The 22,757-nt window shown below is 54.1% G+C and carries 21 protein-coding genes; 9 read left to right on the top strand and 12 right to left on the bottom strand.

What is annotated here, in order from left to right; genetic code table 11:
• Positions 1-45: 45 nt before the first annotated feature.
• The 3 genes from H3L98_RS09775 to dksA all read right to left on the bottom strand — a co-directional run bounded on the left by H3L98_RS09775 (position 46) and on the right by dksA (position 3,172).
• A complete protein-coding gene (locus H3L98_RS09775) occupies positions 46-1,842 on the bottom strand; it encodes a BCCT family transporter (protein WP_034333159.1) in 1,797 nt (598 codons plus the stop codon).
• Positions 1,843-1,940: 98 nt separating this feature from the next.
• A complete protein-coding gene (gene hpnC / locus H3L98_RS09770) occupies positions 1,941-2,750 on the bottom strand; it encodes a squalene synthase HpnC (protein WP_027021863.1) in 810 nt (269 codons plus the stop codon).
• Positions 2,751-2,755: 5 nt separating this feature from the next.
• Complete coding sequence (gene dksA / locus H3L98_RS09765; protein ID WP_027021862.1) at positions 2,756-3,172, bottom strand: RNA polymerase-binding protein DksA; 417 nt, start codon at positions 3,170-3,172, stop codon at positions 2,756-2,758.
• Between the two features lie 13 nt (positions 3,173-3,185).
• Between dksA and H3L98_RS09760 the strand changes: the two genes are divergently transcribed.
• Complete coding sequence (locus tag H3L98_RS09760) at positions 3,186-3,383, top strand: hypothetical protein (protein WP_027021861.1); 198 nt, start codon at positions 3,186-3,188, stop codon at positions 3,381-3,383.
• Here H3L98_RS09760 and H3L98_RS09755 read toward each other — a convergent pair.
• From H3L98_RS09755 to tsaD, 5 genes are all read right to left on the bottom strand, one after another.
• The gene (locus H3L98_RS09755; protein WP_051532033.1) at positions 3,373-4,800 is read right to left on the bottom strand and encodes a hypothetical protein; all 1,428 of its coding nucleotides are present in this window, start codon (positions 4,798-4,800) and stop codon (positions 3,373-3,375) included. The two genes, H3L98_RS09760 and H3L98_RS09755, sit on opposite strands and share 11 nt — an antisense overlap.
• A gap of 34 nt (positions 4,801-4,834) precedes the next feature.
• Complete coding sequence (locus H3L98_RS09750; protein ID WP_027021859.1) at positions 4,835-5,299, bottom strand: hypothetical protein; 465 nt, start codon at positions 5,297-5,299, stop codon at positions 4,835-4,837.
• Positions 5,300-5,353: 54 nt separating this feature from the next.
• Positions 5,354-8,851, bottom strand: coding sequence for a chromosome segregation protein SMC (gene smc / locus H3L98_RS09745; protein WP_027021858.1), 3,498 nt, complete (start codon positions 8,849-8,851; stop codon positions 5,354-5,356).
• A gap of 106 nt (positions 8,852-8,957) precedes the next feature.
• Entirely contained in the window at positions 8,958-10,400 is a 1,443-nt protein-coding gene (locus tag H3L98_RS09740) for a CAP domain-containing protein (RefSeq protein WP_051532032.1), read from the bottom strand.
• A 273-nt stretch (positions 10,401-10,673) separates the two neighbouring features.
• Entirely contained in the window at positions 10,674-11,720 is a 1,047-nt protein-coding gene (tsaD, locus tag H3L98_RS09735) for a tRNA (adenosine(37)-N6)-threonylcarbamoyltransferase complex transferase subunit TsaD (protein WP_027021857.1), read from the bottom strand.
• A 186-nt stretch (positions 11,721-11,906) separates the two neighbouring features.
• Between tsaD and murC the strand changes: the two genes are divergently transcribed.
• From murC to H3L98_RS09700, 7 genes are all read left to right on the top strand, one after another.
• On the top strand, positions 11,907-13,319 hold the full coding sequence (murC, locus tag H3L98_RS09730; protein WP_027021856.1) for a UDP-N-acetylmuramate--L-alanine ligase: 1,413 nt from the start codon (positions 11,907-11,909) through the stop codon (positions 13,317-13,319).
• 40 nt (positions 13,320-13,359) lie between these two features.
• A complete protein-coding gene (locus H3L98_RS09725) occupies positions 13,360-14,283 on the top strand; it encodes a D-alanine--D-alanine ligase (protein WP_027021855.1) in 924 nt (307 codons plus the stop codon).
• A complete protein-coding gene (locus H3L98_RS09720) occupies positions 14,270-15,100 on the top strand; it encodes a cell division protein FtsQ/DivIB (protein ID WP_051532031.1) in 831 nt (276 codons plus the stop codon). Before H3L98_RS09725 ends, H3L98_RS09720 begins: the two co-directional genes overlap by 14 nt.
• Before the next feature lie 15 nt (positions 15,101-15,115).
• Complete coding sequence (gene ftsA / locus H3L98_RS09715) at positions 15,116-16,450, top strand: cell division protein FtsA (protein WP_034333154.1); 1,335 nt, start codon at positions 15,116-15,118, stop codon at positions 16,448-16,450.
• Positions 16,451-16,599: 149 nt separating this feature from the next.
• Positions 16,600-17,820 carry a cell division protein FtsZ gene (gene ftsZ / locus H3L98_RS09710; protein WP_027021854.1) on the top strand — a complete coding sequence of 407 codons (1,221 nt, stop codon included), beginning with the start codon at positions 16,600-16,602 and terminating at the stop codon, positions 17,818-17,820.
• Between the two features lie 74 nt (positions 17,821-17,894).
• Entirely contained in the window at positions 17,895-18,683 is a 789-nt protein-coding gene (trpC, locus tag H3L98_RS09705) for an indole-3-glycerol phosphate synthase TrpC (RefSeq protein ID WP_027021853.1), read from the top strand.
• 29 nt (positions 18,684-18,712) lie between these two features.
• On the top strand, positions 18,713-19,213 hold the full coding sequence (locus H3L98_RS09700; RefSeq protein ID WP_051532030.1) for a hypothetical protein: 501 nt from the start codon (positions 18,713-18,715) through the stop codon (positions 19,211-19,213).
• Positions 19,214-19,263: 50 nt separating this feature from the next.
• On the opposite strand, the gene H3L98_RS09695 is transcribed toward H3L98_RS09700, so the two are convergent.
• From H3L98_RS09695 to H3L98_RS09680, 4 genes are all read right to left on the bottom strand, one after another.
• Positions 19,264-19,593 carry an FKBP-type peptidyl-prolyl cis-trans isomerase gene (locus tag H3L98_RS09695; RefSeq protein ID WP_027021852.1) on the bottom strand — a complete coding sequence of 110 codons (330 nt, stop codon included), beginning with the start codon at positions 19,591-19,593 and terminating at the stop codon, positions 19,264-19,266.
• Positions 19,594-19,601: 8 nt separating this feature from the next.
• Positions 19,602-20,855, bottom strand: a complete 1,254-nt coding sequence (gene murA / locus H3L98_RS09690) for a UDP-N-acetylglucosamine 1-carboxyvinyltransferase (protein WP_027021851.1) — start codon at positions 20,853-20,855, stop codon at positions 19,602-19,604.
• Between the two features lie 64 nt (positions 20,856-20,919).
• Positions 20,920-21,660 carry a lysophospholipid acyltransferase family protein gene (locus tag H3L98_RS09685; protein ID WP_027021850.1) on the bottom strand — a complete coding sequence of 247 codons (741 nt, stop codon included), beginning with the start codon at positions 21,658-21,660 and terminating at the stop codon, positions 20,920-20,922.
• Positions 21,644-21,889 (bottom strand): hypothetical protein, encoded by a 246-nt coding sequence (locus H3L98_RS09680; protein WP_182078464.1) that lies wholly within the window; start codon positions 21,887-21,889, stop codon positions 21,644-21,646. Before H3L98_RS09680 ends, H3L98_RS09685 begins: the two co-directional genes overlap by 17 nt.
• Here H3L98_RS09680 and htpX point away from each other — a divergent pair.
• Complete coding sequence (gene htpX / locus H3L98_RS09675; RefSeq protein ID WP_027021849.1) at positions 21,831-22,694, top strand: protease HtpX; 864 nt, start codon at positions 21,831-21,833, stop codon at positions 22,692-22,694. The two genes, H3L98_RS09680 and htpX, sit on opposite strands and share 59 nt — an antisense overlap.
• Positions 22,695-22,757: the final 63 nt, after the last annotated feature.

Genomic DNA, 22,757 nt, shown 5'->3' with positions numbered 1-22,757 from the left:
GTCCGCAGCGTGGTGGCGGACGGCTTGGCTTGGGATTATATCAATTTAACGCTCTTTTCCTGCTTCTTGGCTGTCGGTATTTTCCGTTTGGGATTGCTGGCGCAGGGCTTCATATTCTGCCTGTTGTGCCAATACCGAGCCTTCGGGGGCTTCTGAAGTTTCGCCGTGTTCCCAAGGGGAATTGTCGGGCAATTCTTCAATATAAATGGTTTTCAGCGAATAATCAGGCTGATAATGCAAATCGTATTTTGCCGCTTTAATCAGCGACAACATCATCATCGACATAATAATCAGCAAAGGCGCACCCGCAAAAATAGACGCGGTTTGCAAAGTAGATAATCCGCCCAAAAACATCAGCACCGCAGGCATAAAGCACAGCGCAAACGCCCAAAACAAACGGTTCCAACGGTGTGGTTCGTCATCTACTTCGCGTTGAACCACCGAAGCAAGAATATAGGAAATGCTGTCAAAAGTGGTGGCGGTAAAAATCACCGACAACAGCACAAACACCGCCATTACCAGTTTAGGCATAGGTAATGTACCCAATACGGTAAAAATCGCCGCCGTTGCGCCTTTGTCGTTCAGTACCGACACCACGTCCAAACTGCCCGACAATTGCAGCCACAAACCATAGTTACCCAGTACGATAAAAAACACCGCACAGCCAAGCGAGCCGAAAAACATGGAACCCACCACCATCTGCCGCATGGTGCGCCCTTTGGAAATTTTGGCGATAAACAAACCGATGGTCGGCGCAAACACCAGCCACCACGCCCAGTAAAACACCGTCCAATCGCGGGGGAAATTGGTGTGGCGGAAACCGTGCGATTCAAAATGTCCGAATGATTCCAGCCACGTCATCATGGTAACCATGTGGGAAACGGCGCGTCCCATGCTTTCCAAGCCCACATTTAAAATAAACACGGTAGGACCTGCCAGCAGCACAAACAACAAAAACAGCATGGACAGGTAAAAATTGATGTTGGATAAAAACTGAATGCCGCCGCGCAAACCTTGATAAGCACTGTAGGCAAAAATCATGGTGGTAATCAACAAAACGGCAAGCTGTGTCCACAAATGGTTGGGAATGCCGAACAAGGCATACAGCCCTTCGCCTATCATCGGCGAAGCCAAGCCCAAAGTGGTTGCGCCGCCGCCTATCATGCCGAATACGAAAAAAATATCAATCAGCTTGCCCCAGCGGCTTTTGGCGAGTTTTTCGCCCAGCAGCGGCATCAGGGTTTGACTGACTTTTAACACGGGCGAATTACGCACATGGGCAAAATAGGCAATTGCCGAAGCGGGAACAAGGTAAATCGCCCACGCCACAGGTCCCCAGTGGAACATGCCGTAGGTACTCGCCCAACGCACGGCATCAGGCGATTTGGGGGCAATGCCGAAAGGCGGCGATTGATAATAATACATCCATTCTACAATCCCCCAATACAGAATACTCGCGCCAATGCCACCGCAAAACATCATCGCCGCCCACGAGCCTGTTTGAAATTCCACTTCGTCTTCGGGTTTGCCCAGCTTGATGTTGCCGATGTCGGACATGGAAATGTAAATCACAAACAAAACCGACAACACACCAAATGCCAGATAAGCCGCGCCGAAGTTGTCGGTTACAAAGGTTTTTGCCAAAGCCACCCAATCTGCGCCTTGCTGCGGAAACATCACCAAAGGCAGGGTAACGCCCAGCAGGATAATCAGCACGCCAAAAAAGGTAAATTTATCAATGCGGGTATCTGCCTGCGGGGTTTGCCCGTGCTGGCGGAAGTTGGCATCGGAATTGAATGTGCCCAAATGGACGGCTTTGGGTTTGATTTTGGGTTTTGCCATTATCTGTTCCTCAAAGTTGGGTATTCGGAACAAGATTATAGCATAAATTTATATGATTGATTTAAATTGATTGGTTGAATAGGGAAAGTGTTGCACAATCAACGCAACGCCTGCCACGCCAAGCGCAGCCAATCGCGTTTGCCTAAAGTGGGACGGCGGCGGAATACGTCGTATTGCACTTTGTCCAGTTTTTGTAACACGGTTTGTCCGCCCAATACGATTAAACGCAGTTCGTAACCGATGCGCCCTTTGAGTGTGCGTCCCAGCGGCGAACCTGCTTTCAGCATATTAAAGGCGCGTTGGCACTGATAAGCCATTAGTTGTTGGAAAGCGGCATCGGCGCGGGCTTGGGCGATGTGTTCTTCGCTGACACGGAAACGCTGCAAGTCGTTTTGTGGCAGGTAAACGCGCCCTTTCTGCCAATCGTGCGCCACGTCTTGCCAGAAGTTAATCAGTTGCAAGGCGGTACAAATGCCGTCGCTGCGGGCAATGCTGACGGGGTCGGTTTGCCCGTACAGGTGCAGCATCAGCCTGCCCACGGGGTTGGCGGAACGGCGGGCGTAATCCACCAGTTCGCCAAAATCCTGATAACGGGTTTTGACGACATCTTGACTGAAGGCACTGAGCAGGTCGTAAAACGGTTGCAGCGGCAGGGCAAAGGGTTCAATGGCTTGCTGTTGCAAACGCTGCATCAGTTCGCTGTGCGGGGCGTGTCCGCTGCCGATGCGCTCCAGTTCTTGCTGCAAGCCTTGTAGGGCGTGTAAACGCTGTTCGGGTGCGGCATCGCCTTCGTCCGCCAAATCGTCGGCGTGGCGGGCAAAGGCGTAAATCGCGTGAACGGGACGGCGCAAACGCGGCGGCAACACCAGCGAGCCGACAGGGAAGTTTTCGTAATGATTGACGGACATGGAAATCAGTCGGCAAATTGTTTTTTCAGGCGTTCGCGGCGTTCTTGGGCTTCTACCGACAGGGTGGCGGTGGGGCGTGCCAATAGGCGTTTGAGTCCGATGGGTTCGCCCGTGTCTTTGCAAAAACCGTATTCGCCTTCGTCAATATCGCGCAGCGAGGCTTGGATTTTGGACAGCAGTTTGCGTTCGCGGTCACGGGTACGCAGTTCGAGGGCGTATTCTTCTTCCTGCGAGGCGCGGTCGGCGGGGTCGGGGGCGGATTCGTGGTCCTGCATGCTGCTGGTGGTTTCGGCGGCGCGGTCAATCAGTTCGTCCTGCATTTGGGTAAGCAGCTTGCGGAAAAAGGCAAGCTGGTCATCGTTCATGTAGTCGTCTTCAGGACCGTCCCAATTTTGAATATCCTGTTCGGTTAAGGTAGTCATTTTTTCTTTCCTTATGATTTTAAAAGATAAAGTGAAAGGTGGTGTGTCAAAGGCGCGAATCATATCATGTTTGCGAACAGCGGGCTATGCTGTTGCAGGCGCAAGGGGAAAGGTGTTTGCTTTTGTAGACAGTTTGGTGGGAAAAATAAACAAACGCCGCTTAATGGGTTTAAGCGGCGTTTTCAGTTGGCAAGGGGAAATTAGGGTTTAACGCGGATAATGCCGTTCATGGTGCCTTGCCAATAGCTGCGGTCAAAGCCGAAATTACCTGCGGTTTGAAGCGGGTCAGACAGCAGCCCAAAGCTGAAGTGGACGGACGCGCGTTTTTGTCCGCTGTTCCAGTCAATGGTAACAAATTGGTAGCTGTCAACTGCGCCTGCTTTCTTGCTAGGACCACTGCGCTCAACAGTGTAAATGAGATTGTCGGCGGTAGACAGTTTGGGTAGGGCGGCAGAACGGATGGTGTTGGTCCATTTGGTTTGACAGCCCGAACCATCGGGTTTGACATCCACACGGGTCATACCGCCCACAAACGGGGCTTTGTCGGGAATGGAACGTCCTGCGCCATCGGGATATTTGGGATAAGGATAGCCGTAGGTGGAATTAACCACGATGGAACGTCCGAAGGCGATAGAGGAATCTTCCGTACCGGAATTGTTGTTGCCAAACAGGGGCACTTTGCACACTTGTGTGCCGTTTTCGCTGCGGTACACCAGCAAATTCATGCGTTGGGCGTTGTCGGTAATGGTAACAAATTCATCGTTATTGGCGTTCGTACCGAAAAAGGTGGGGGTTGCGCCTGTGCCCCAGCTTAATTGTCCCGGTTTGCGGGCAATGCCGCGGTCGTAGGCTTGCCGCCATTTGATAACGGGATTGCCATTTTCTTTGGCAATCAGGTACAAAGCGCGGTTGGTGGCAACGGCGGCGCGGTTGGCAGAGGCGGTGGAAAAGGAATTGGCAATGCTTTCTCCGTTGCCTAGCTTAACGTGGCTGACACGGCGGCTGACGCGGTCGGCAATGCCGACAACGCCGTGTTGGGTGGCAAACCAGATGTCGTTGCTGCTGCTACCAGGGTTGATGGCAACCACGCTGTCGCAGCCTTTGCGTTTGCCGCAGTGTCCGAGTACGGTGGGCGCGAGCGGAACGGCCATGCCACGCACGCGGTTTAATTGCCAGCGTCCGCCCGTTTGGCTTAATTGGACAAAATGCAGCATGTGTTGGTCATCCACAAAAACAATGCGGTCGCGTTCGTCTGCATAAGCATACACGCTGCCAAGCAGGCTGGCAGAACTGAGCATGATTTGGGCAAGTTGTTTGCCTTGTGAATCAAATACGGTGAGCTTGGGACGACGGGTCAGGTAGTCCACACACATGGCGGCGACTTTGCCGTCTGAGAGCACCATTAAATTGGGGCAGGCAGCAGAAAGGGAAATCAGTTGCAGTTTACCCGATGGGCGGGCAGGACCTGCACGGTAGCTGGTGTCGGAAGACAGGGTGTCGCCGTGGCTGGTTGCCCCGCCCGACCGCCCCAAACCGGGAAAAAACGGTACGGGTGCAGCCGCTGCGGCGGTAGAAGCAAGGGCAGCCGCCAATAATGCGGCAGAACGCAGTTTTGAGGGAAGCATCATGATTTTTTCCTTATGGCAGTTGATATTGAGGAATTTATGCAGCAATACAGTGGCGCACCACGTCGGCTTCTTGAATGTTTAAGTTGCTGTTGCCTGCGGCGGCGGCACGCGCTAAAGCATCTTGTGCGGCTTGGCACAAATTGCGGCGGTTTTGTTCTTGTGGGGAAACGGGTTCTGCTGCTTCGGTGTTGTTTGGAGCGGGTGTGGGCGAAACCGACACCACAGCCGATGCAGCAGCGGCATCGTCAAGATAGGCGTTGTTTTCTTCGGTTTGGGCTGGTGTTTTGACGGGCAGTTGCGGTTTGGCGTAAACGGGTTCAGACAATTTACCGTTGCGCGGGTTAAAGGTTTGCACATTGTGCAAACGCAGTTGCGGGGGCGTATCGGAATAGATGCTTGTGCCTTTTACTTTCCAAACGGTTTGGGCGTGGGCGAGAACGGCAGCGTAGCCCAAACATACAGCTAAAGTGCGTGTGTGTGAGAATAGGGCGGATTTCATAAACGCTATTTTAGAAAAAAAGTTTTTTTGCGTCAATGATGTATTGAATTGTAGTTAAGGTGTATTGTCGTTGGTGCGGGCAAACTCGGCGGCTTGGCGGATGTCCACCGCCACCATGCGCGACACGCCTTTTTCCTGCATGGTAATGCCGATAAGCTGTTCTGCCATTTCCATGGTCAGGCGGTTGTGCGAGATGTATAAAAACTGGGTGTTTGCCGACATTTGTTTTACCAAACGGCAAAAACGCCCTGTATTGGCATCGTCTAAAGGGGCATCTACTTCATCCAGCAGGCAGAAAGGCGCGGGATTTAGGCTGAACAGGGCAAACACCAAACTCATGGCGGTAAGGGCTTTTTCGCCGCCTGAAAGCAGTTGGATGGTGCTGTTTTTTTTACCGGGGGGGCGGGCGTGGATGCCAACACCGCCGTCTTGAGCCAGCACCAGCGCGGCTTCGCCGCCGCCAAACAGGGTAGGGAAATAATGCGCCATGTGGCGGTTGGCTTGTTCAAATGTATCGCGGAAACGGCTTTCGGTTTCGCGGTCAATTTGGGCGATGGCTTGTTCCAGCAGTTCGGCGGCTTGTTGTAAGTCGTCGTTTTGATTGCGGTAATAATCGCTGCGTTCTTGCGCCTGTGCCAATTCCTGCAAAGCGGCAAGATTGACTGCGCCCAAGGCTTCTATACGGCGGCGCACGGCGGCGGCGCGTTGTTTGAGCAGGCTGGGGGCGGGGGCATCGGCAGCGGCGGTTTTCAGGTGCGCCCAAGTGTGTTCGGGATTGTCGGGTTCGCTGCCGTGGCGTTCTACCAATTCGTTGTAATGCTGTTTGGCGGAAAGCAGCGACTGTTGTTGCAGCAGCAGGGCATCTTGAACGGCGTTTTGGCGGTGGGGAAGCTGCGCTTGCAGGTGACGGCGTTGTTGGTCGGTGTGGTGAAGCTGTTGTTGCAACTGCTGTAATTGTTGTGCCAATTCTGCTTGTTGTTCTTCGGCTTGGGCTGCCATTTCGTCCAAGCTGTCCAAACGCAGCAATTGTTCTTCGTAATCGGGCCAATGTCCTTGTTGGGCTTGGCTTTCGTCTAATAAGGCTTGTTGATGCGCTTGCTGACGGCGGTTGTCGGCAAGGGCTTGGCTGTGCTGTTGGTGCAGACTTTGCCAATACGTTTCTTGTTCTTGGGCGCGGCGGTGGGCATTTGCGCTGTGTTCGGCGGTTTGACGGGCGTGTTGCGCGGCTTGTTCGGCTGTGGCTAATTCGTTTTCGGCGGCGCGTGCCTGTTGTTCGGCGGTGGCGGCTGCGCTTTGGTGTTGGGCGAGTTGGGCGCGGACTTGGGAAAGACGGTTTTCTGCGTCTTGGTATTCTTGCTGCGCCTGTTCTTGTTCTGACTGTAAACGGGCGAGTTGTTGCGCTTGCTGTTCGCAACGTGCCTGCCATTGTGCGGCGTGCTGTTGGGCGCGGACAAGTTCGGCAGCGGCTTGGCGCAAGGCTTGTTGCTGTTCGGCTAAATGCTGCTGATGCGATTGGGCGCGGGCGCGTTGCTGCTGCCAGTGTTGTTCGGCAAGCTGGCATTCATCGGCAAGGGCTTGGCTGTGCTGTTGCAAACGGTCCAGTTCGGCAGCGCGTTGGTGGTGCGGGTTGGGTGTGCCGTTTAGATACACGCCGATGCGGTCGATGCGCTGACCTGCGGGGGTGAGCCAGCTTTCGCCGTCTGCCAATTCGTGCCGCCGCGCCCATGCCTGTTGCCAATTGTCGGCACAACGCACATCTGCCAACCAGTGTGCAAGGGCGTGAGTAAAGGGGCTGTGGTCGGGCAGACGGATGCGGTTTAACAGGGCATCATCGGCGGCGCGTACAGAAGCAGCTAAAGGGGAAGGAGACGGATGCAGCCACACCGCTTCGCCTGCGGGCAAATCCGTTAGGACGGGTTCTTCGGCGGGGGCGCGGGCGTTTAAACGCGCACCCAGCAGCACATACACGGCTTGCCGCCAAGTCTCGTCCACATCCAGCTGCTGCCACAGAATCGAACCGCAGTCGGGCAGGTGTTGCCAAAAATCGGTTTGTTCGTCCTGCCATTGCGCCAAGGCGTGTGCTTCTGCCTGTGCCTGTAGCCAGCGGGCGTGCACATCGCGGTAGGCGTGTTCGGCAGATTGGCAGTGCTGGTGCAACTGTGCTTGTTCGTTTTCTAACTGTAATACCGCTTCGGCGAGGGTGTCGTGTTGGTGTTGGCGGGTGTCGGCTTCAGTGAGTGCCTGTTGTGCGGCGAGGGTGTGGTCGTCTTGCTGATGCTGTTGCGCCAAACGTGCCAAACGGGTTTGCCGTTCGTGTAGGTTGTGTTCGGCGTATTGCACTTGCTGTTGTGTCAATTCTGCCTGATGACGGGCATGCTGCTGTGTGTTTTGGCATTGACGGGCGTGGTCGCGGCGGTTTTGGCAATGGGCTTGGGCGGCTTCGGCGGCGCGTTGCTGCTGCTCAAGGGTGTGGGCGAGTGCGTGGCTGTCGCGCTGGTGTTCTTGCAAATGGGCGTGGGCGTGGGCAAGTTGCTGTTGCAGGGCATCGGCTTCCTGCGCCAACACTTGCAAGGCGGCTTGGGCGTGGCTGCGCTGTTGCTGTTGTTGTTCGCGGTGGCGGCGTTGGGCGTGCAGTTGTTCTTCCAAACGGGCTTTTTGCTCGCGCAACAGGGCGTGTTCGCGGTTGAGGCTGTGGCGTTGCTGCTGGTGTTGTTGTTCTTGGGCGTGTAATTCGGCGTATTGGTCTTCCAGCGTGTGCAACTGTTGTTCGCTGTGTTCGTATTCGCTTTGGGCGGTTTGATGACGTGCTTGGGCAAGGTCGGCTTCGTGTAGGGCGTGTTGCCACAAAATAAAATCTGCCAAATCTTGTAATTGTGCCAGTTCGCGGCTGAGTGTCTGATGTTGTTCGGCGGCGGCGGCTTGTTCGCGCAGCTTGTCGGTTTGACGGTCCAGCTCTTGGCGCATATCCGCCAAACGCTGCAAATGGGCGCGGGTGTCTGCCAAGCGTTGGGCGGTTTCGCGGCGGCGTTCTTTGTATTTGGACACGCCTGCGGCTTCTTCCAAATAGCCGCGCAATTCTTCGGGACGGGCTTCAATAATCCGCGAAATCATGCCTTGTTCTATTACGGCATAACCGCGCGCACCCGCGCCCGTGCCGAGAAACAGCTCGGTAATGTCGCGGCGGCGCACGGTTTGCCCGTTAATCAGATAATGCGACTCGCCCTGCCGCGACAATTGGCGTTTGATGCTGATTTCGGCATACTGCCCCCACGCCCCGCCCAATGTGCCGCTGTTGTTGTCAAACACCAGCTCAACCGAAGCGCGGGCAGCGGCGCGGCGTGTGGCTGCGCCGTTAAAAATCACGTCCTGCATGCTTTCGCCGCGCAGCTGTTTGGCGGAACTTTCGCCCAACACCCAGCGCACTGCATCCATCACATTGGATTTTCCGCAACCGTTAGGACCAACCACCGCCACCAATTGCCCCGGTACGGGAATGGTGGTGGTTTCGGCAAACGATTTGAAACCAGAAAGTTTGATGTGGGTAAGGCGCATACGGCGGCAGAAAGACATAAAGCGGCGATTGTAGCCCAAGGCAGACGGATAAGCAAAACCGCCCCAAGCGGGGCGGTGGGTGGTATCCAGTGAATATTATTCAGGCTTAACGGCGTGTAGCACCAAATGCGCCTTGTGTGCCTTGGCGGTCGTCAAACGTACCCGCCACTTCTGCTGCATTTACACCAAAAAATCCGCCTTGCGTGGCAACTTTCGCCCCAATCGGGCTAACAAAAGTATTGCCGCGAATAATGGCATCAATACCGAAACGCTGTTGCGCGTTGCTCAAGCTGCCGTTTAAGGTTTTGCGGTCAAAATCAGCGGTAAAATCCGCTTGTAGATAGCGTTTTTCCACGCCCTGCGCGGCAATGCCCTGACCCTGATAACGGATGACACCTGCTTGGGGCATGTCTGCCAAAGCAGTCGGCAAACCCTGATGGAAGCTGCGGTATTGCCCTTCGTTTTCGGCTTTCACCACACCGTAACGGCTAAACACGGTATTACCGCCAAATTCGCCCGTGTAGCCTTGTGCCTTGATGGTGTGCCAATCGCTGTTGCCCGAAATCGTCAGCGGCAGTGTGCGTCCGTCAATTTTCAGCGTGGCAAGTGCATCAAGGGCATCTCGTTTGACGGGAATCATCAACGCGGAACGCATCATATTGTTAGGACTGATAAAGTGGTAATCGCTGGTGGTGCTGTCGCTGCCGAAAATCTGCACCCAGTAATAACCGTGCTCGCTGTTGGGAACATACACCAAACCGATGCCGATGCGGGTGTAATTGCTGTTAATCATATTGGCGTAATGCCCCGAACTGTTGCGCCATTGGTCTAATACGGTTTTGTCGGCAGTGGCACTGCCTGCTGCGATGTTTTCGCCGCTGTAACCGCCTTTTACGCCAGTGCTCCACGATTCTCCGTCTGGGCGGGTGTGTTTAAACAGCTTAACGATTTCTTCGGCGCGTTTTTGCGCGTAGGCAGACAGGTTGGGGTCGTATTGCAGCGCGGGCAAGCCTTTTTCGGCGCGAAGTTTGTTGGTATTGGCAACGGCTTTGTCAATTTCGGCTTTTTGCGCGGCGGCAGGCGGGGTAACTTGGAATGCAGAAGGGGTAGATGGGGTGCTTGTGCCTGTTCCGCTGTCGTTTGAGGGGGTGGACGGATTGGCTGTGTCTGCTCCGCTGCCATTTGACGGGTTAGACGGATTGGCTGTACCTGTTCCGTTGCCATTTGACGGGTTAGACGGATTGGTTGTGCCTGTTCCGCCACCGTTTGAGGGGTTAGATGGATTAGCTGTGCCTGTTCCGCTGCCGTTTGAGGGGTTGGACGGATTGGCTGTGCCTGTTCCGCCGCTGCCTTGTGAAGGCTTGAACGGGTTGTTGTTGCCGTTTGACGGTTGGTTGCCGTTGGGCTTGGATTGCGGCTTATTGTTGTTGGGTTGCAGGTGCGAAGGCATGGTGCTGCTGCTGAGGACGACATCGTGTCCGCCGCTGCCGCAGGCACTCAAACCCAGTAATGCCAAAAGACCCAACATCAGGCTGTGTCTTGCGTTCATGGTGTTTCCTTGTGGTTGGTTAATCAGGGAAAAGATAAAACTTTGCCATCTTATCATAAAGTTGGCGGGATGAAACGGAATGAAGGCTGGGGCAGGCGACGGTTGTGGCGAAAAAAAAGCAGTGATGTTTCAACACACAGGGAAACCCATCAAGCACAGCCCGATGTTGTTGCCCTGATTCGGACGGGCTGACACCCCGCCCGAACAAAAATTTATTTTACCGCTGTAAACGGCAGGTTCTCAAACCGAAAAGGAAACTTGATGAAGGAAAGATTATCGGCTGCGTTGCAAATCGCTTAAGGCCCAGCGCGGGCGTACGGTAAAGGCGGCGGCGGGCGCGGGGGCTTGGATTTGATGTTGCAAACGCATGGCGGCGGCAAAGGCAATCATGGCACCGTTGTCGGTACACAGGGCAGGCGGGGGGAAATAGCTGTGTACCGGTTCGCCTTTGATGCTTAATTGGGCAAGCTGTTGGCGCAGTTGCCAGTTTGCGCCTACGCCGCCTGCCACCACCAGTGTGCGCCAGCCTGTTTGTTGCAGCGCGGTGCGGGCTTTGGCGGTTAATACGTCTGCCACGGCATCTTGAAAGGCGCGACAAATGTTGTTACGCACGGGGTCGGGCAGGGTGTTGCCGTGTTGGGCGCGGGCTTTTTCTACGGCGGTGAGCACGGCGGTTTTTAAGCCTGAAAAACTCATCTGCAAATCGCCCGAATGCAGCATGGGGCGCGGAAAACGGTAGGCATCGGGCGTGCCGAGTTTGGCGAGTTCGGACAATTTTGCCCCCCCCGGATAGGGCAGTCCGAGCAGTTTGGCGGTTTTGTCAAAGGCTTCGCCTGCGGCATCGTCCACCGTTTCGCCCAGCAATTCGTAATCGCCCACGCCGCGCACCGCCATAAATTGGGTGTGTCCGCCTGAAACCAGTAGGGCGACAAAGGGAAAATCGGGGCGTTCGTCTGCCAGCAGCGGCGAGAGCAAATGTCCTTCCAAATGATGCACGGGCAACACGGGTTTGTTTAAGGCAAACGCCAACGCATTGGCATAAGACGCGCCCGCCAGCAGTGCGCCGCCCAAGCCCGGACCTTGTGTGTAGGCAACGGCGTCCACATTGGCAAGGGTGATGCCTGCGTCTTGCACACAGCCTTGTGTCAATGGAACCAAGCGGCGGATGTGGTCGCGGCTGGCGAGTTCGGGGACAACGCCGCCGTATTCGGCGTGCAGTGCCATTTGAGTGTGCAAACGTTCGGCGATTAAGCCGCGTTCGCTGCAATATAGGGCGACGCCAGTTTCGTCGCAGGAAGATTCAATGCCGAGTACCAACATAGTGTTTGCGATAGCTGAAAAATCAAAACCGCCATTTTAAGACAGGAAAACCGCATTTGCCGCCCCTGCCGATAAATTTTTACAAAAAAGCATGGCGCAAGCGGCTTAAGCCCTTTAAAATATCCGCTTTTTGGCAACGGCAGCCCGACTGCACTTCCTAGCCAAATATTAGGGAACGTTAAAACCATGAAAAACAGAGTAAACAATATTCATTTTGTCGGCATTGGCGGCTCGGGTATGTGCGGCATTGCCGAAGTGCTGCACAACCTCGGTTTTCAGGTTTCCGGTTCCGACCAAGCCCAAAGCGCAGTAACACGCCATTTAGACGGCTTGGGCGTGCGCGTTTTTCCCGGACACACCGCCGAACACGTTAATGGCGCCGATGTTGTCGTTACTTCCACCGCCGTCAAACCCGATAATCCCGAAGTAGAAGCAGCATTGGCACAGCATATTCCCGTGATTCCGCGTGCCATGATGTTGGCAGAACTGATGCGTTTTCGCGACGGTATCGCCATTGCGGGTACGCACGGCAAAACCACCACCACCAGTTTGACTGCATCTATTTTGGGCGCAGCAGGTTTAGACCCCACTTTTGTGATTGGCGGCAAACTCACCGCCGCAGGCACCAATGCTAAATTAGGCAAAGGGCAATATTTGGTGGCAGAAGCCGATGAAAGCGATGCCTCGTTTTTATATTTGTCGCCCGTGATGTCGGTGATTACCAATATTGATACCGACCACATGGACACCTACGACCACAGCATCGACAAACTGCATCAGGCGTTTGTGGATTTTGTCCACCGCATGCCCTTTTACGGCAAAGCCTTTTTGTGTACCGACAGCGAACACGTCCGCGCCATTGTGCCGAAAATCAAAAAACCGTTTGCCACCTATAATATTGATGACGACAGCGCCGATATTTGCGCCACCCGTGTGCAGGCAGACGGCGCACAAATGACGTTTGACGTACGCGCCCGCCACAAACATGGCGTACACGAATTTCCCGTGCGTTTGAACCTACCGGGGCGACATAATGTATTGAATGCCTTGGCAAGTATTGGTGTGGCATTGGAATGCGGCGCGAGCGTGGCGGCAGTACAGCAGGGTTTGGCACAATTTGGCGGTGTGGGACGGCGTTTCCAAAGCTATGGCGAAATCAATCTGCCCGAAAAAAAGGGCAAGGCATTGATTATTGACGATTACGGACATCATCCTGTAGAAATGGCAGCCACTTTGGCGGCAGCGCGTGGCGCGTATCCCGATAACCGCTTGGTGTTGGCGTTCCAACCTCACCGCTACACGCGCACCCGTGATTTGTTTGAAGATTTTGTGCAAGTATTGGCATTGGCAGACAGCGTGGTGCTGACCGAAGTGTATGCGGCGGGCGAAGAACCGATTGTTGCTGCCGACAGCCGCGCTTTGGCACGCGCCTTGCGTGTGTCGGGCAAGATTGAGCCGATTTATTGTGAAGATGTGAACGCACTGCCTCAAACACTGTTGGGCGTATTACAAGACGGCGATGTGGTGCTGACCATGGGCGCTGGCAGCATCAACCGCACCGCGCAGGCATTGGCAGATTGGCAAAAAAACGCTGCTTAAGCAAACACGCATATTGTGATGAAATAGTTAGGATAAAATCATGCAGAATTTCGGCAAGACAGCCGTATTGGCGGGCGGTTTTTCCGCCGAACGCGAAGTGTCGCTGTCCAGCGGCGCGGCGGTGCTGGCAGCCTTAAAAAGTAAAGGCATTGACGCGCACCTGTTTGACCCTGCTGCCACCGATTTAAGCGAACTGAAAAATCAAGGTTTTACTGTGGCGTTTAATGTGTTGCACGGCACTTACGGCGAAGACGGCACGGTGCAGGGCGCGTTAGAGGCATTGGGTATGCCCTACACGGGCTGCGGCGTGTTGGCGTCTGCCTTGGGCATGGACAAATACCGTTGCAAACTGATTTGGCAGGCTTTGGGCTTGCCCGTGCCGCCGTTTGCCGTGTTGCACGACAACAGCGATTTTACTGCTGTAGAAGCGCAATTGGGTTTGCCTTTGTTTGTCAAACCCGCCGCCGAAGGCAGCAGCGTGGGCGTGCATAAAGTGAAACAGGCAGGCGAGTTGGCGCAGGTTTACCATCAGTTGCGCGGGCAAAAACTGCACGGCGAGATTTTGGCAGAGCAGTTTGTTTCGGGTGGCGAATACACCTGCGGCGTATTAAATGGCGAGCCCATGCCCACCGTACGGATTATTCCGCAAACCGAATTTTACGATTACGAAGCCAAATACCTGCGTAACGATACCGTTTACCAATGCCCGTCCGATTTGCCGCCCGAACGCGAAACCGAAATGCGCGATTTGGCGGTACGCGCCTTTGCCGCTATCGGTGGGGCGAACAATTGCGGGCGTGTGGATTTTTTGCGCGGAGAAAACGGCGAATTATACGTTTTGGAAGCCAATACCCTGCCCGGCATGACCGACCACAGCCTGATTCCCAAAGCCGCCGCGCAGTCGGGCATCGGTTTTGCCGATTTATGTGTTAAAATTTTAGAAACCGCTTATGAAAAATCCTAAACGTTCTGCGAACAGCTGGGCTGTCAGGGCATTATACGGTGTGGTTATCGTGTTTTTATTGGGCGCGGGCTTGCGCTGGGCGAGCTACCACAGTTATTTTCATATTGCCACTGTTGATGTGGTCAACGTGCATGCGGGCGAGCCGCTGCGCTATGTGGACAAACAAAAACTGTTTGACACCGTCAAACCCTATTTGAGCGGCAGTTCTTTTTATGTGGATTTGGACGCGGCGCAAGAAACAGCACGGCGTTTTACTTGGGTAAGCGATGTCAAAATCGAGCGCACATCTTACAATACCATTACCCTGACCGTGAAAGAACACGAACCCGTAGCGCGTTGGGTGCGCCAAGGGCATACGGCGGGTTTGGTGGACGCCGACGGGCAGATTTTTCAGGCGGATTTTGACGCGCCGCTGCCCGAATTTGACGGCGCAGCCGAAGACCAGCCGCAAATGGTTACCCAATACAGAAGTTTTTCAAATGAGTTAAAGCCTTTGCGTTTGCAGATTCTGCGTTTACAATATACCCCGCGCTCATCGTGGTCGATGATGCTCAACAACGGCATCGAGCTGCGTTTGGGCAAGCAGGAAGTGAATACACGCATGAACCGCTTTGTGAATGCGTGGCAGCATTCCCTGCGTGAAAAAGCCCTGCAGTTGGATTATGTGGATATGCGCTATCCGGACGGGTTTGCCACCCGCAACCGTGCGCGTGCCGCAAATAGTGCCACCGAAGCGCTGGAAATGGCTTTGGCTGCCGACAGGGTCGGGGAAGAAGAAGCAGCGTCCGCCCCGAATTCAGATGATTTACCCAATTAACCGAGATGAATAAAAATGGCTGAAAACAAACAATATATCAGTGCGTTGGATATCGGCACATCAAAAGTCATCGCCCTAATCGGCGAGCTTATCGATGATGAAATCCATATTGTCGGCATCGGACAAGCCCCTTCGCGCGGATTAAAAGCGGGCATGGTTACCAATATCGACGCCACGTCGCAGGCCATCAAACAGGCAATGTCGGAAGCCGAACACATGGCCGATTGTAAAGTAACCGGTCTGATTACCGGTATTGCCGGCAACCACATCCGCAGCCTCAATTCGCAAGGCGTGGTGCGGATTAAAGACGGCGAAGTGACCCAAGCCGACATCGACCGCGCCAAAGAAACCTCTAAAGCCGTCAATATCCCCCCCGACCACCAAGTCCTGCACACCGTGGTGCAGGAATACATTATCGACAACCAGCCCGGTGTGCGCGAACCCATCGGCATGAGCGGCATCCGTTTGGATACCCGCGTGCACATTATTACAGGTGCGGTTACCGCCATGCAAAACATTCAGAAATGCGTGCAGCGTTGCGGTTTGGTGGTGGACGACATCATGCTTCAGCCCTTGGCAAGTGCCGATGCGGTACTGACCGAAGACGAAAAAGAATTGGGCGTGTGCGTGGTGGACATTGGCGGCGGAACCACCGATATTGCCGTTTACACTAATGGTGCAATTCGTCATACCGCGGTGATTCCCGTGGCGGGCGATTTGATTACCCGCGATTTGGCACACGCGCTGCGTACCCCGTCCAGCTCTGCCGAATACATTAAAGTGCATTATGGTGTGGCGTTGGCAAATATTGAAGGTTTGGACGATATGGTGGAAGTGCCCAGCGTGGGCGACCGCCGTTCGCGCCAGATTTCGCGCCGCGTATTGGCAAGTGTGATTCAGCCGCGTGTGGAAGAAATTTTGGAACTGACGCTGAACGAGTTGCGCCGTTCCGGTTTCCCCGAAGAAGTTTTGACTTCGGGCATCGTATTAACCGGCGGTGCATCGCTGTTGCGCGGTATGGTGGAATTGGCAGAAGACGTGTTCAATCTGCCTGTGCGTATCGGCGTACCCCCCGAAATGCCTGGTTTGTCCGAGCGTGTCCGCAACCCGCGTTATTCCACCGTAATCGGTTTGCTGCAGGCCGCCAAAGAACAGCACGAGCGCAATCCGCGCGGACGTTCCGTGGTTTCTACCCGCAAGCCCATTCCCGCGCCCAAGCCTGTTGCGTCCGACCCGTTGTTTGACCCCGAGCCGCCCGAAACCGTCCGTTACCAGCAAAACCGTTACGAGCAGCCGCCGCAGCCCAGCCTGTTTGCCCGCATCAAAGAATGGATTAACCGCACCTTGTAAAAGCGGCGCACAAGTGTTGTAAACGCCGCTGCGTGTGAGGGTTGTAAAGAAGTCTTTTTGCCAACGCGATGAGATTTCTTTATAATTAACCAATATTTTTAAATTTGTCTTGACATGCCCCGCCGAGGGTATGAGGAGTTTTTACTGAAATGGAAAAACCGATTTATAACTTTGTCGAAGCCCCCACCGGCCCGGCAGTCATCAAAGTAATCGGCGTGGGCGGCGGTGGCTGTAATGCAATTAACAATATGATTGAAAACCCGATTCAGGGTGTAGAATACATCAGTGCCAACACCGACGCGCAGTCTTTAATGGACAATATGGCGCCGAACAAAATCCAATTGGGTGCCAGCCTGACACGCGGTTTGGGTGCGGGCGCGAATCCCGAAGTGGGTCGTGCGGCGGCGATGGAAGACCGCGAAGCGATTGTAAAAGCCATCAGCGGCGCGGATATGCTGTTTATTACCACTGGTATGGGCGGCGGAACGGGTACGGGCGCAGCCCCCGTGATTGCCGAAATCGCCAAAGAATTGGGCATTTTGACTGTTGCCGTGGTTACCCGTCCGTTTAAACACGAAGGCAAACGCGGCGTGGTGGCGCAACAAGGCATTGAGCAGCTGAAAAACCATGTGGATTCGCTGATTGTCGTGCCGAATGATAAGTTGTTGGCAGCATTGGGTAAAGGCACAACCGTGCGCGAAGCCTTCCGCGCCGCCAACAATGTGCTGCGTAACGGCGTGGCGGGTATTTCCGAAATCGTAACCTGTCCTGGCTTTATCAATTTGGACTTTGCCGATGTGAAAAACATGATGAGCATCATCGGCATGGCAATGATGGGTATCGGCGAATCCAAAGGCTCGGACCGCGCCCGCATTGCGGTAGAGCAGGCGATTTCCAGCCCTTTGTTGGACGACATCAGCCTAAGCGGTGCAAAGGGGGTGCTGGTAAACATTACCACCGCGCCCGACTGTCTGATTTTGGACGAATATCAAGAAATTATGTCAGTGGTGGGCGAATATGCCTCGCCCGATGCCGAACTCAAATTCGGTACGGCGGAAGACATGAATATGCCCGAAGATGCCATTCGTGTGACCATTATTGCCACAGGTTTGCGCGAAAATTCCGAGCGCAGCAGCGATGTTTTGACCCATCGCGGCGGCGGCGGTTTGCGCGGTAATGGCGGTGGCAGCAACCGCGAGCGTGGTTCGGTGGCGGGCAATAATGTTGCCGATATGCTGCCCGGTATGGAAGGCGTGATTCGTTCGGGGCGCAATACCCGCAGCGTCAATCTGGTGGCTGCCGATTTTTCCAGCCAATCGGTATTGGACGACTTTGAAATTCCCGCCATGTTGCGCCGTCAAGGCGACTAAGCAGCGCTTGGTGTACAGGCTGCCTGAAGCAATCTTTCAGGCAGCTTTCTTTTTAAACGGCTTGCTGAAACCCTATGTCTGATATTTTACAAAAAATTCTTGCCACCAAAGCCGCAGAAGTGGCGGCTGCCAAAACCCTGATTGCCCCCGATGTGCTGCGCCGCCAAGCCGAAACCGCGCCGCCGCCACGCGATTTTATCGGTGCTTTACGCGCCAAACACGCAGTAGGCAATGCCGCGCTGATTGCCGAAATCAAAAAAGCCAGCCCATCTAAAGGATTGATTCGGGAAAACTTTAATCCTGAACAGCACGCCCGCGATTATGAAGCTGGCGGCGCAACCTGTTTGTCGGTACTGACCGATACGCCGTATTTTCAAGGTGCGCCCGAATATTTGCAGCAGGCGCGGGCAGCGGTTGCCTTACCAGTGCTGCGCAAAGATTTTATCATTGACGAATATCAGCTTTTTCAGGCGCGGGCATGGGGCGCGGATGCCGTGTTGCTGATTGCTGCTGCTTTAGACACGCCCACGCTGCGCCGTTTGGAACAGCAGGCGCACGATTTGGGCATGGCGGTGCTGTTGGAATTGCACGATGAAGCCGAAGCCGAGCGTTGCGCGGTGCTGAACACGCCCTTGCGTGGGGTGAATAACCGCAATTTGCGTACTTTTGAAGTGGATTTGCAGCAAACCATTAAGCTGCTGCCCTATTTGCAGGGGCAAGTGGTGGTGACGGAAAGCGGTATTGCCACGCCCGATGATGTGGCGATGATGCAAAGTTACGGTGTGCAAACCTTTTTGGTGGGCGAAACCCTGATGCGCCAGCCTGATGTCAAGGCGGCGGTACGGAATTTGTTTGGCAACTAAACCCTTTGTTTGCAAAGGGAATGTATAATATGAAACAGATAAAACTGGTTTTTCCGCTGGCGGTGGGTTTGTTGGCGGGCTGCTCTGCGGAAACAGACGGGCAACAACAAGCCGCTTCAGTGGTGAAAACCACGTTGGCAGACACGGATTTTGCTTCAGCAGCGGCGTCGTCGCCGATTGCCACACAAATTCTCAACAGTCCGCAGGAACAGGATATTTTGTCCAGCAGCCGTCAGGCGATGGAGCAGTTGAGCGCATCGGATATTTTGGCGGCATCGGCGGCGGTAGCGGCGCAGGCTTCCGTGCCGCGCAGCAGCGATGCCCTGATGTTGCCCGCTTTAGCACCGGCTTGCGAGCGTTATTTCCGCCGTGCTGAACAGTGTTTTTCACGTACCGATAACGGCGATGCACTGGTGGACATGAGCCGTGAAGCACAAGAAGAATTGGCGCACGAACAGCCCGATGAAGAATCGTGTTTGGCACTCAACCGCAGCTTTGATGCGGTGGCACGTAATTTGGGTTGTGAATAAAATATAAAAAAACAACGTGTTTTCTGCTTGGAAAACACGTTGTTTTGAGTTTAGTCGGCTACTTTTAACAGTTCCACTTCAAACACCAAAGTGGCATTGGGAGGAATCACCCCACCTGCGCCGCGTGCGCCGTAGCCCATTTCGGGGGGAATGGTCAGCTTGCGTTTACCGCCCACTTTCATGCCCGCAAAGCCTTCGTCCCAGCCCTTAATCACTTGTCCCACGCCCAAAGTAATGGTGAGCGGTTGGCGGCGGTCAAGACTGGAATCAAATTTTGTGCCGTCTGTCAGCCAGCCCGTGTAATGCACGGTAATGTCTTTGCCTTTTACGGCTTCCGCGCCGTCGCCAAGGCTTAAATCTTCAATAATCAAACTCATAATCAATCACCTTATTCGCTGATGCGTTCAATTTTCGCGCCCACGCCGCCGAGTTTTTTCTCGATGTGTTCGTAGCCGCGGTCCAAATGGTAAATTTGTTCCACAATGGTTTCGCCTTCCGCCACCAAGCCCGCGATAATCAGGCTGGCAGAAGCGCGTAAATCGGTTGCCATCACGGTTGCGCCCGACAGTTTTTCCACGCCGTTAATCACGGCAGTATTGCCTTCAGCGGAAATATCTGCGCCCATGCGGCTCAGTTCGGGAACGTGCATAAAGCGGTTTTCAAAAATGGTTTCCACCACTTTGCTGCTGCCTGCTGCCACGGCGTTCAGCGCGACAAACTGCGCCTGCATATCGGTGGGAAAGCCGGGGTGCGGAACGGTACGCAGATTAACGGCTTTGGGACGGCGCGTCATTTCAATGGTGATGCGGTCGGCTTCGGTGTGCAGATTGGCACCTGCTTCGCGCAGCTTGTCCAAAACGGCTTCCATGGTGTGCGGCGCGGCGTGGTGTAGGGTCACTTTTCCGCCTGTCATCGCCACCGCGCACAAAAACGTCCCCGCTTCAATACGGTCGGGAACAACGCTGTGTTCGCAGCCGTGCAGCTCGCTCACGCCTTCAATGGTCATGGTGGACGTGCCGATGCCTTGGATTTTTGCGCCCATTTTCACCAAACATTCCGCCAAGTCAACCACTTCAGGCTCTACCGCGCAGTTTTCCAAAATGGTTGTGCCTTCCGCCAAAGTCGCTGCCATCAACAGGTTTTCCGTACCGCCCACAGTAACCATGTCCATCACCACCCGCGCCCCTTTCAGCTTGCCTGTGGCTTTAACATAACCGTGTTCCTGCGTAATGGTTGCGCCCAAGGCTTCCAAGCCCTTCAAATGCTGCTCAACAGGGCGTGCGCCAATCGCACAACCGCCCGGTAAACTCACTTGTGCTTCGCCAAAACGCGCCAAAGTAGGACCCAATACCAAAATAGAGGCACGCATGGTGCGTACCAATTCGTAAGGGGCGCAGGTATTGTTGATGGTGCCACCGTTGATATCAAAGCTGCTGATGCCGTCTGTGGTAACGGTTGCGCCCATGCCTTCCAGCAGCTTGTGGGTGGTTTTGACATCGGCAAGCATTGGCACATTGTGCAGACGCAGGGTGTCGGCGGTCAGCAAGCCCGCGCACATCAGTGGCAGGGCAGCGTTTTTTGCGCCCGACACGGTAATATCGCCATACAATGCGCCGTTGCCGGTAATTTTCAGTTTTTCCATAATCAGGACTTTCGGGTAAACGGGAAAAGACGGATAGAATTATAGTGAATCCGCCCAGTTTTTCCTATGGTGCTTTTAAGGAAGCGTCAAAACAGGGACCCACACCGCTAATTTGTTCCTGCTGCGCCTCAATCCATTCTTCGCAACGTGCCATCAATGCCACTTCATCGCCGCTGCTGTGGCGCACGGGTTCGCCAATCACCACTTGCACCGTTCCAGGGTATTTTAGAAACGAATTGCGTGGCCAATATTCGCCGCTGTTGTGCGCCACAGGCACCAAATCCATTTCAAATAATTTTGCCATACGCGCCGCGCCCAATTTGTATTTGCCGCGCGTGCCTGCTTTTACCCGTGTGCCTTCGGGAAAAATGGTAATCCAAAAGCCTTCGTTTTTGCGTGCCAAACCCTGCTGCATCAGTTGCTGGGTGGCTTTTGCCCCCGCTTTGCGGTCAATGCCAATGGTTTTTGCCAACTTTAAGCCCCAGCCGAAAAACGGAATTTTAAACAATTCTTTTTTGGCAACATAAATTTGCAGCGGAAAAATTTCCTGTAATGCTAAAGTTTCCCAACCGCTTTGGTGTTTGGCGCAAATGATGGCGGGCGCAGACGGAATATGTTCCTGTCCTTGTACTTCATATTTCAGCCCGATAATGTTTTTCAAACACCACAGCAGCAGCCGCGCCCATGCCCGTCCTACCTTATTCGGACCTTGCCGAAACAGCATGGCGGGTATCACACATAAAAACATTAAAATCGCGCTTACCGACAAAATCAGCCAATAAAGCAAATTACGCATCAGCAGCATTTTTCCGCTCCGCAAAAGCATACAAAGCGGCGATTGTACAAGTGGCAGACGGAATTTGCACAGTTTTTACGGTTTCAACACTTGAATTCGCCGTTTTTTTTGCGATAATCGGGGTGTCCGTCTGTGTTGGCGGACGTTTTTCAACACACACCACCAAAAGGACAGACTTAGTGAAACGCATTGCTTTATTTTTGCTGACCAACTTGGCCGTTTTAGCGGTTATTACCATTATTTTCAGTGTTTTCGGATTGGGAAGAAGCACATCGCTGGGCGGAATGCTGGCGGGTGCGGCGGTTATCGGTTTTACTGGCTCGATTATTTCGCTGCTGATGTCAAAATGGATTGCCAAAAAATCCGTTAATGCCCAAGTAATTGAACAGCCTGCCAACGAAACCGAAGCATGGCTGGTGCAAACGGTGGAAAACCAAGCGCGTCAATGGAATTTGAAAACCCCCGAAGTGGCGATTTATGATTCGCCCGAAATGAACGCTTTTGCCACAGGCGCGAGTAAAAACAATTCGTTGGTGGCAGTAAGCACAGGTTTGCTGTCGGGCATGACCCGCGATGAAGTGGAAGCGGTGCTGGCGCACGAAATGGCGCACGTCGGCAACGGCGATATGGTGACGCTGACGCTGATTCAGGGCGTGGTCAATACCTTTGTGGTGTTCTTTGCGCAACTGATTGCCCAGTTTGTATCGGGCTTTTTGAATCAAAATGATGAAGGCGAAGAAGGCGCACAAGGCGGCGGTTTGGTGTATTTTGCCGTGAATATGGTGTTGCAGATTTTGTTCGGCTTTTTGGCAAGCCTGATTACCATGTGGTTCAGCCGTCAGCGCGAATACCGTGCTGATGCGGGCGCAGCCAAATTGGTGGGCGCACCGAAAATGATTGCTGCTCTGGAGCGTTTGCGCGGTAACGGCAGCGACTTGCCCCCCGAAATGGAAGCCATGGGCATTTCCAGCGCCGAAAAAGATTCTATGTGGAGCACCCACCCCAGCTTGGATAACCGCATCGCTGCTTTGCAGCAGCTGTAATCCGATTGCTTCAGTCAATCGCGCCGCCCGATAGGTTTCGGGCGGTTTTTTGTTATACTCGCG

Origin of the sequence: Conchiformibius steedae, assembly GCF_014054725.1 — a bacterium.
In the GTDB taxonomy this organism is placed as follows: Bacteria; Pseudomonadota; Gammaproteobacteria; order Burkholderiales; family Neisseriaceae; genus Conchiformibius; species Conchiformibius steedae.
Note: the sequence above shows the minus strand (reverse complement) of the source record. Positions and strands in the feature narration are given on the sequence as shown.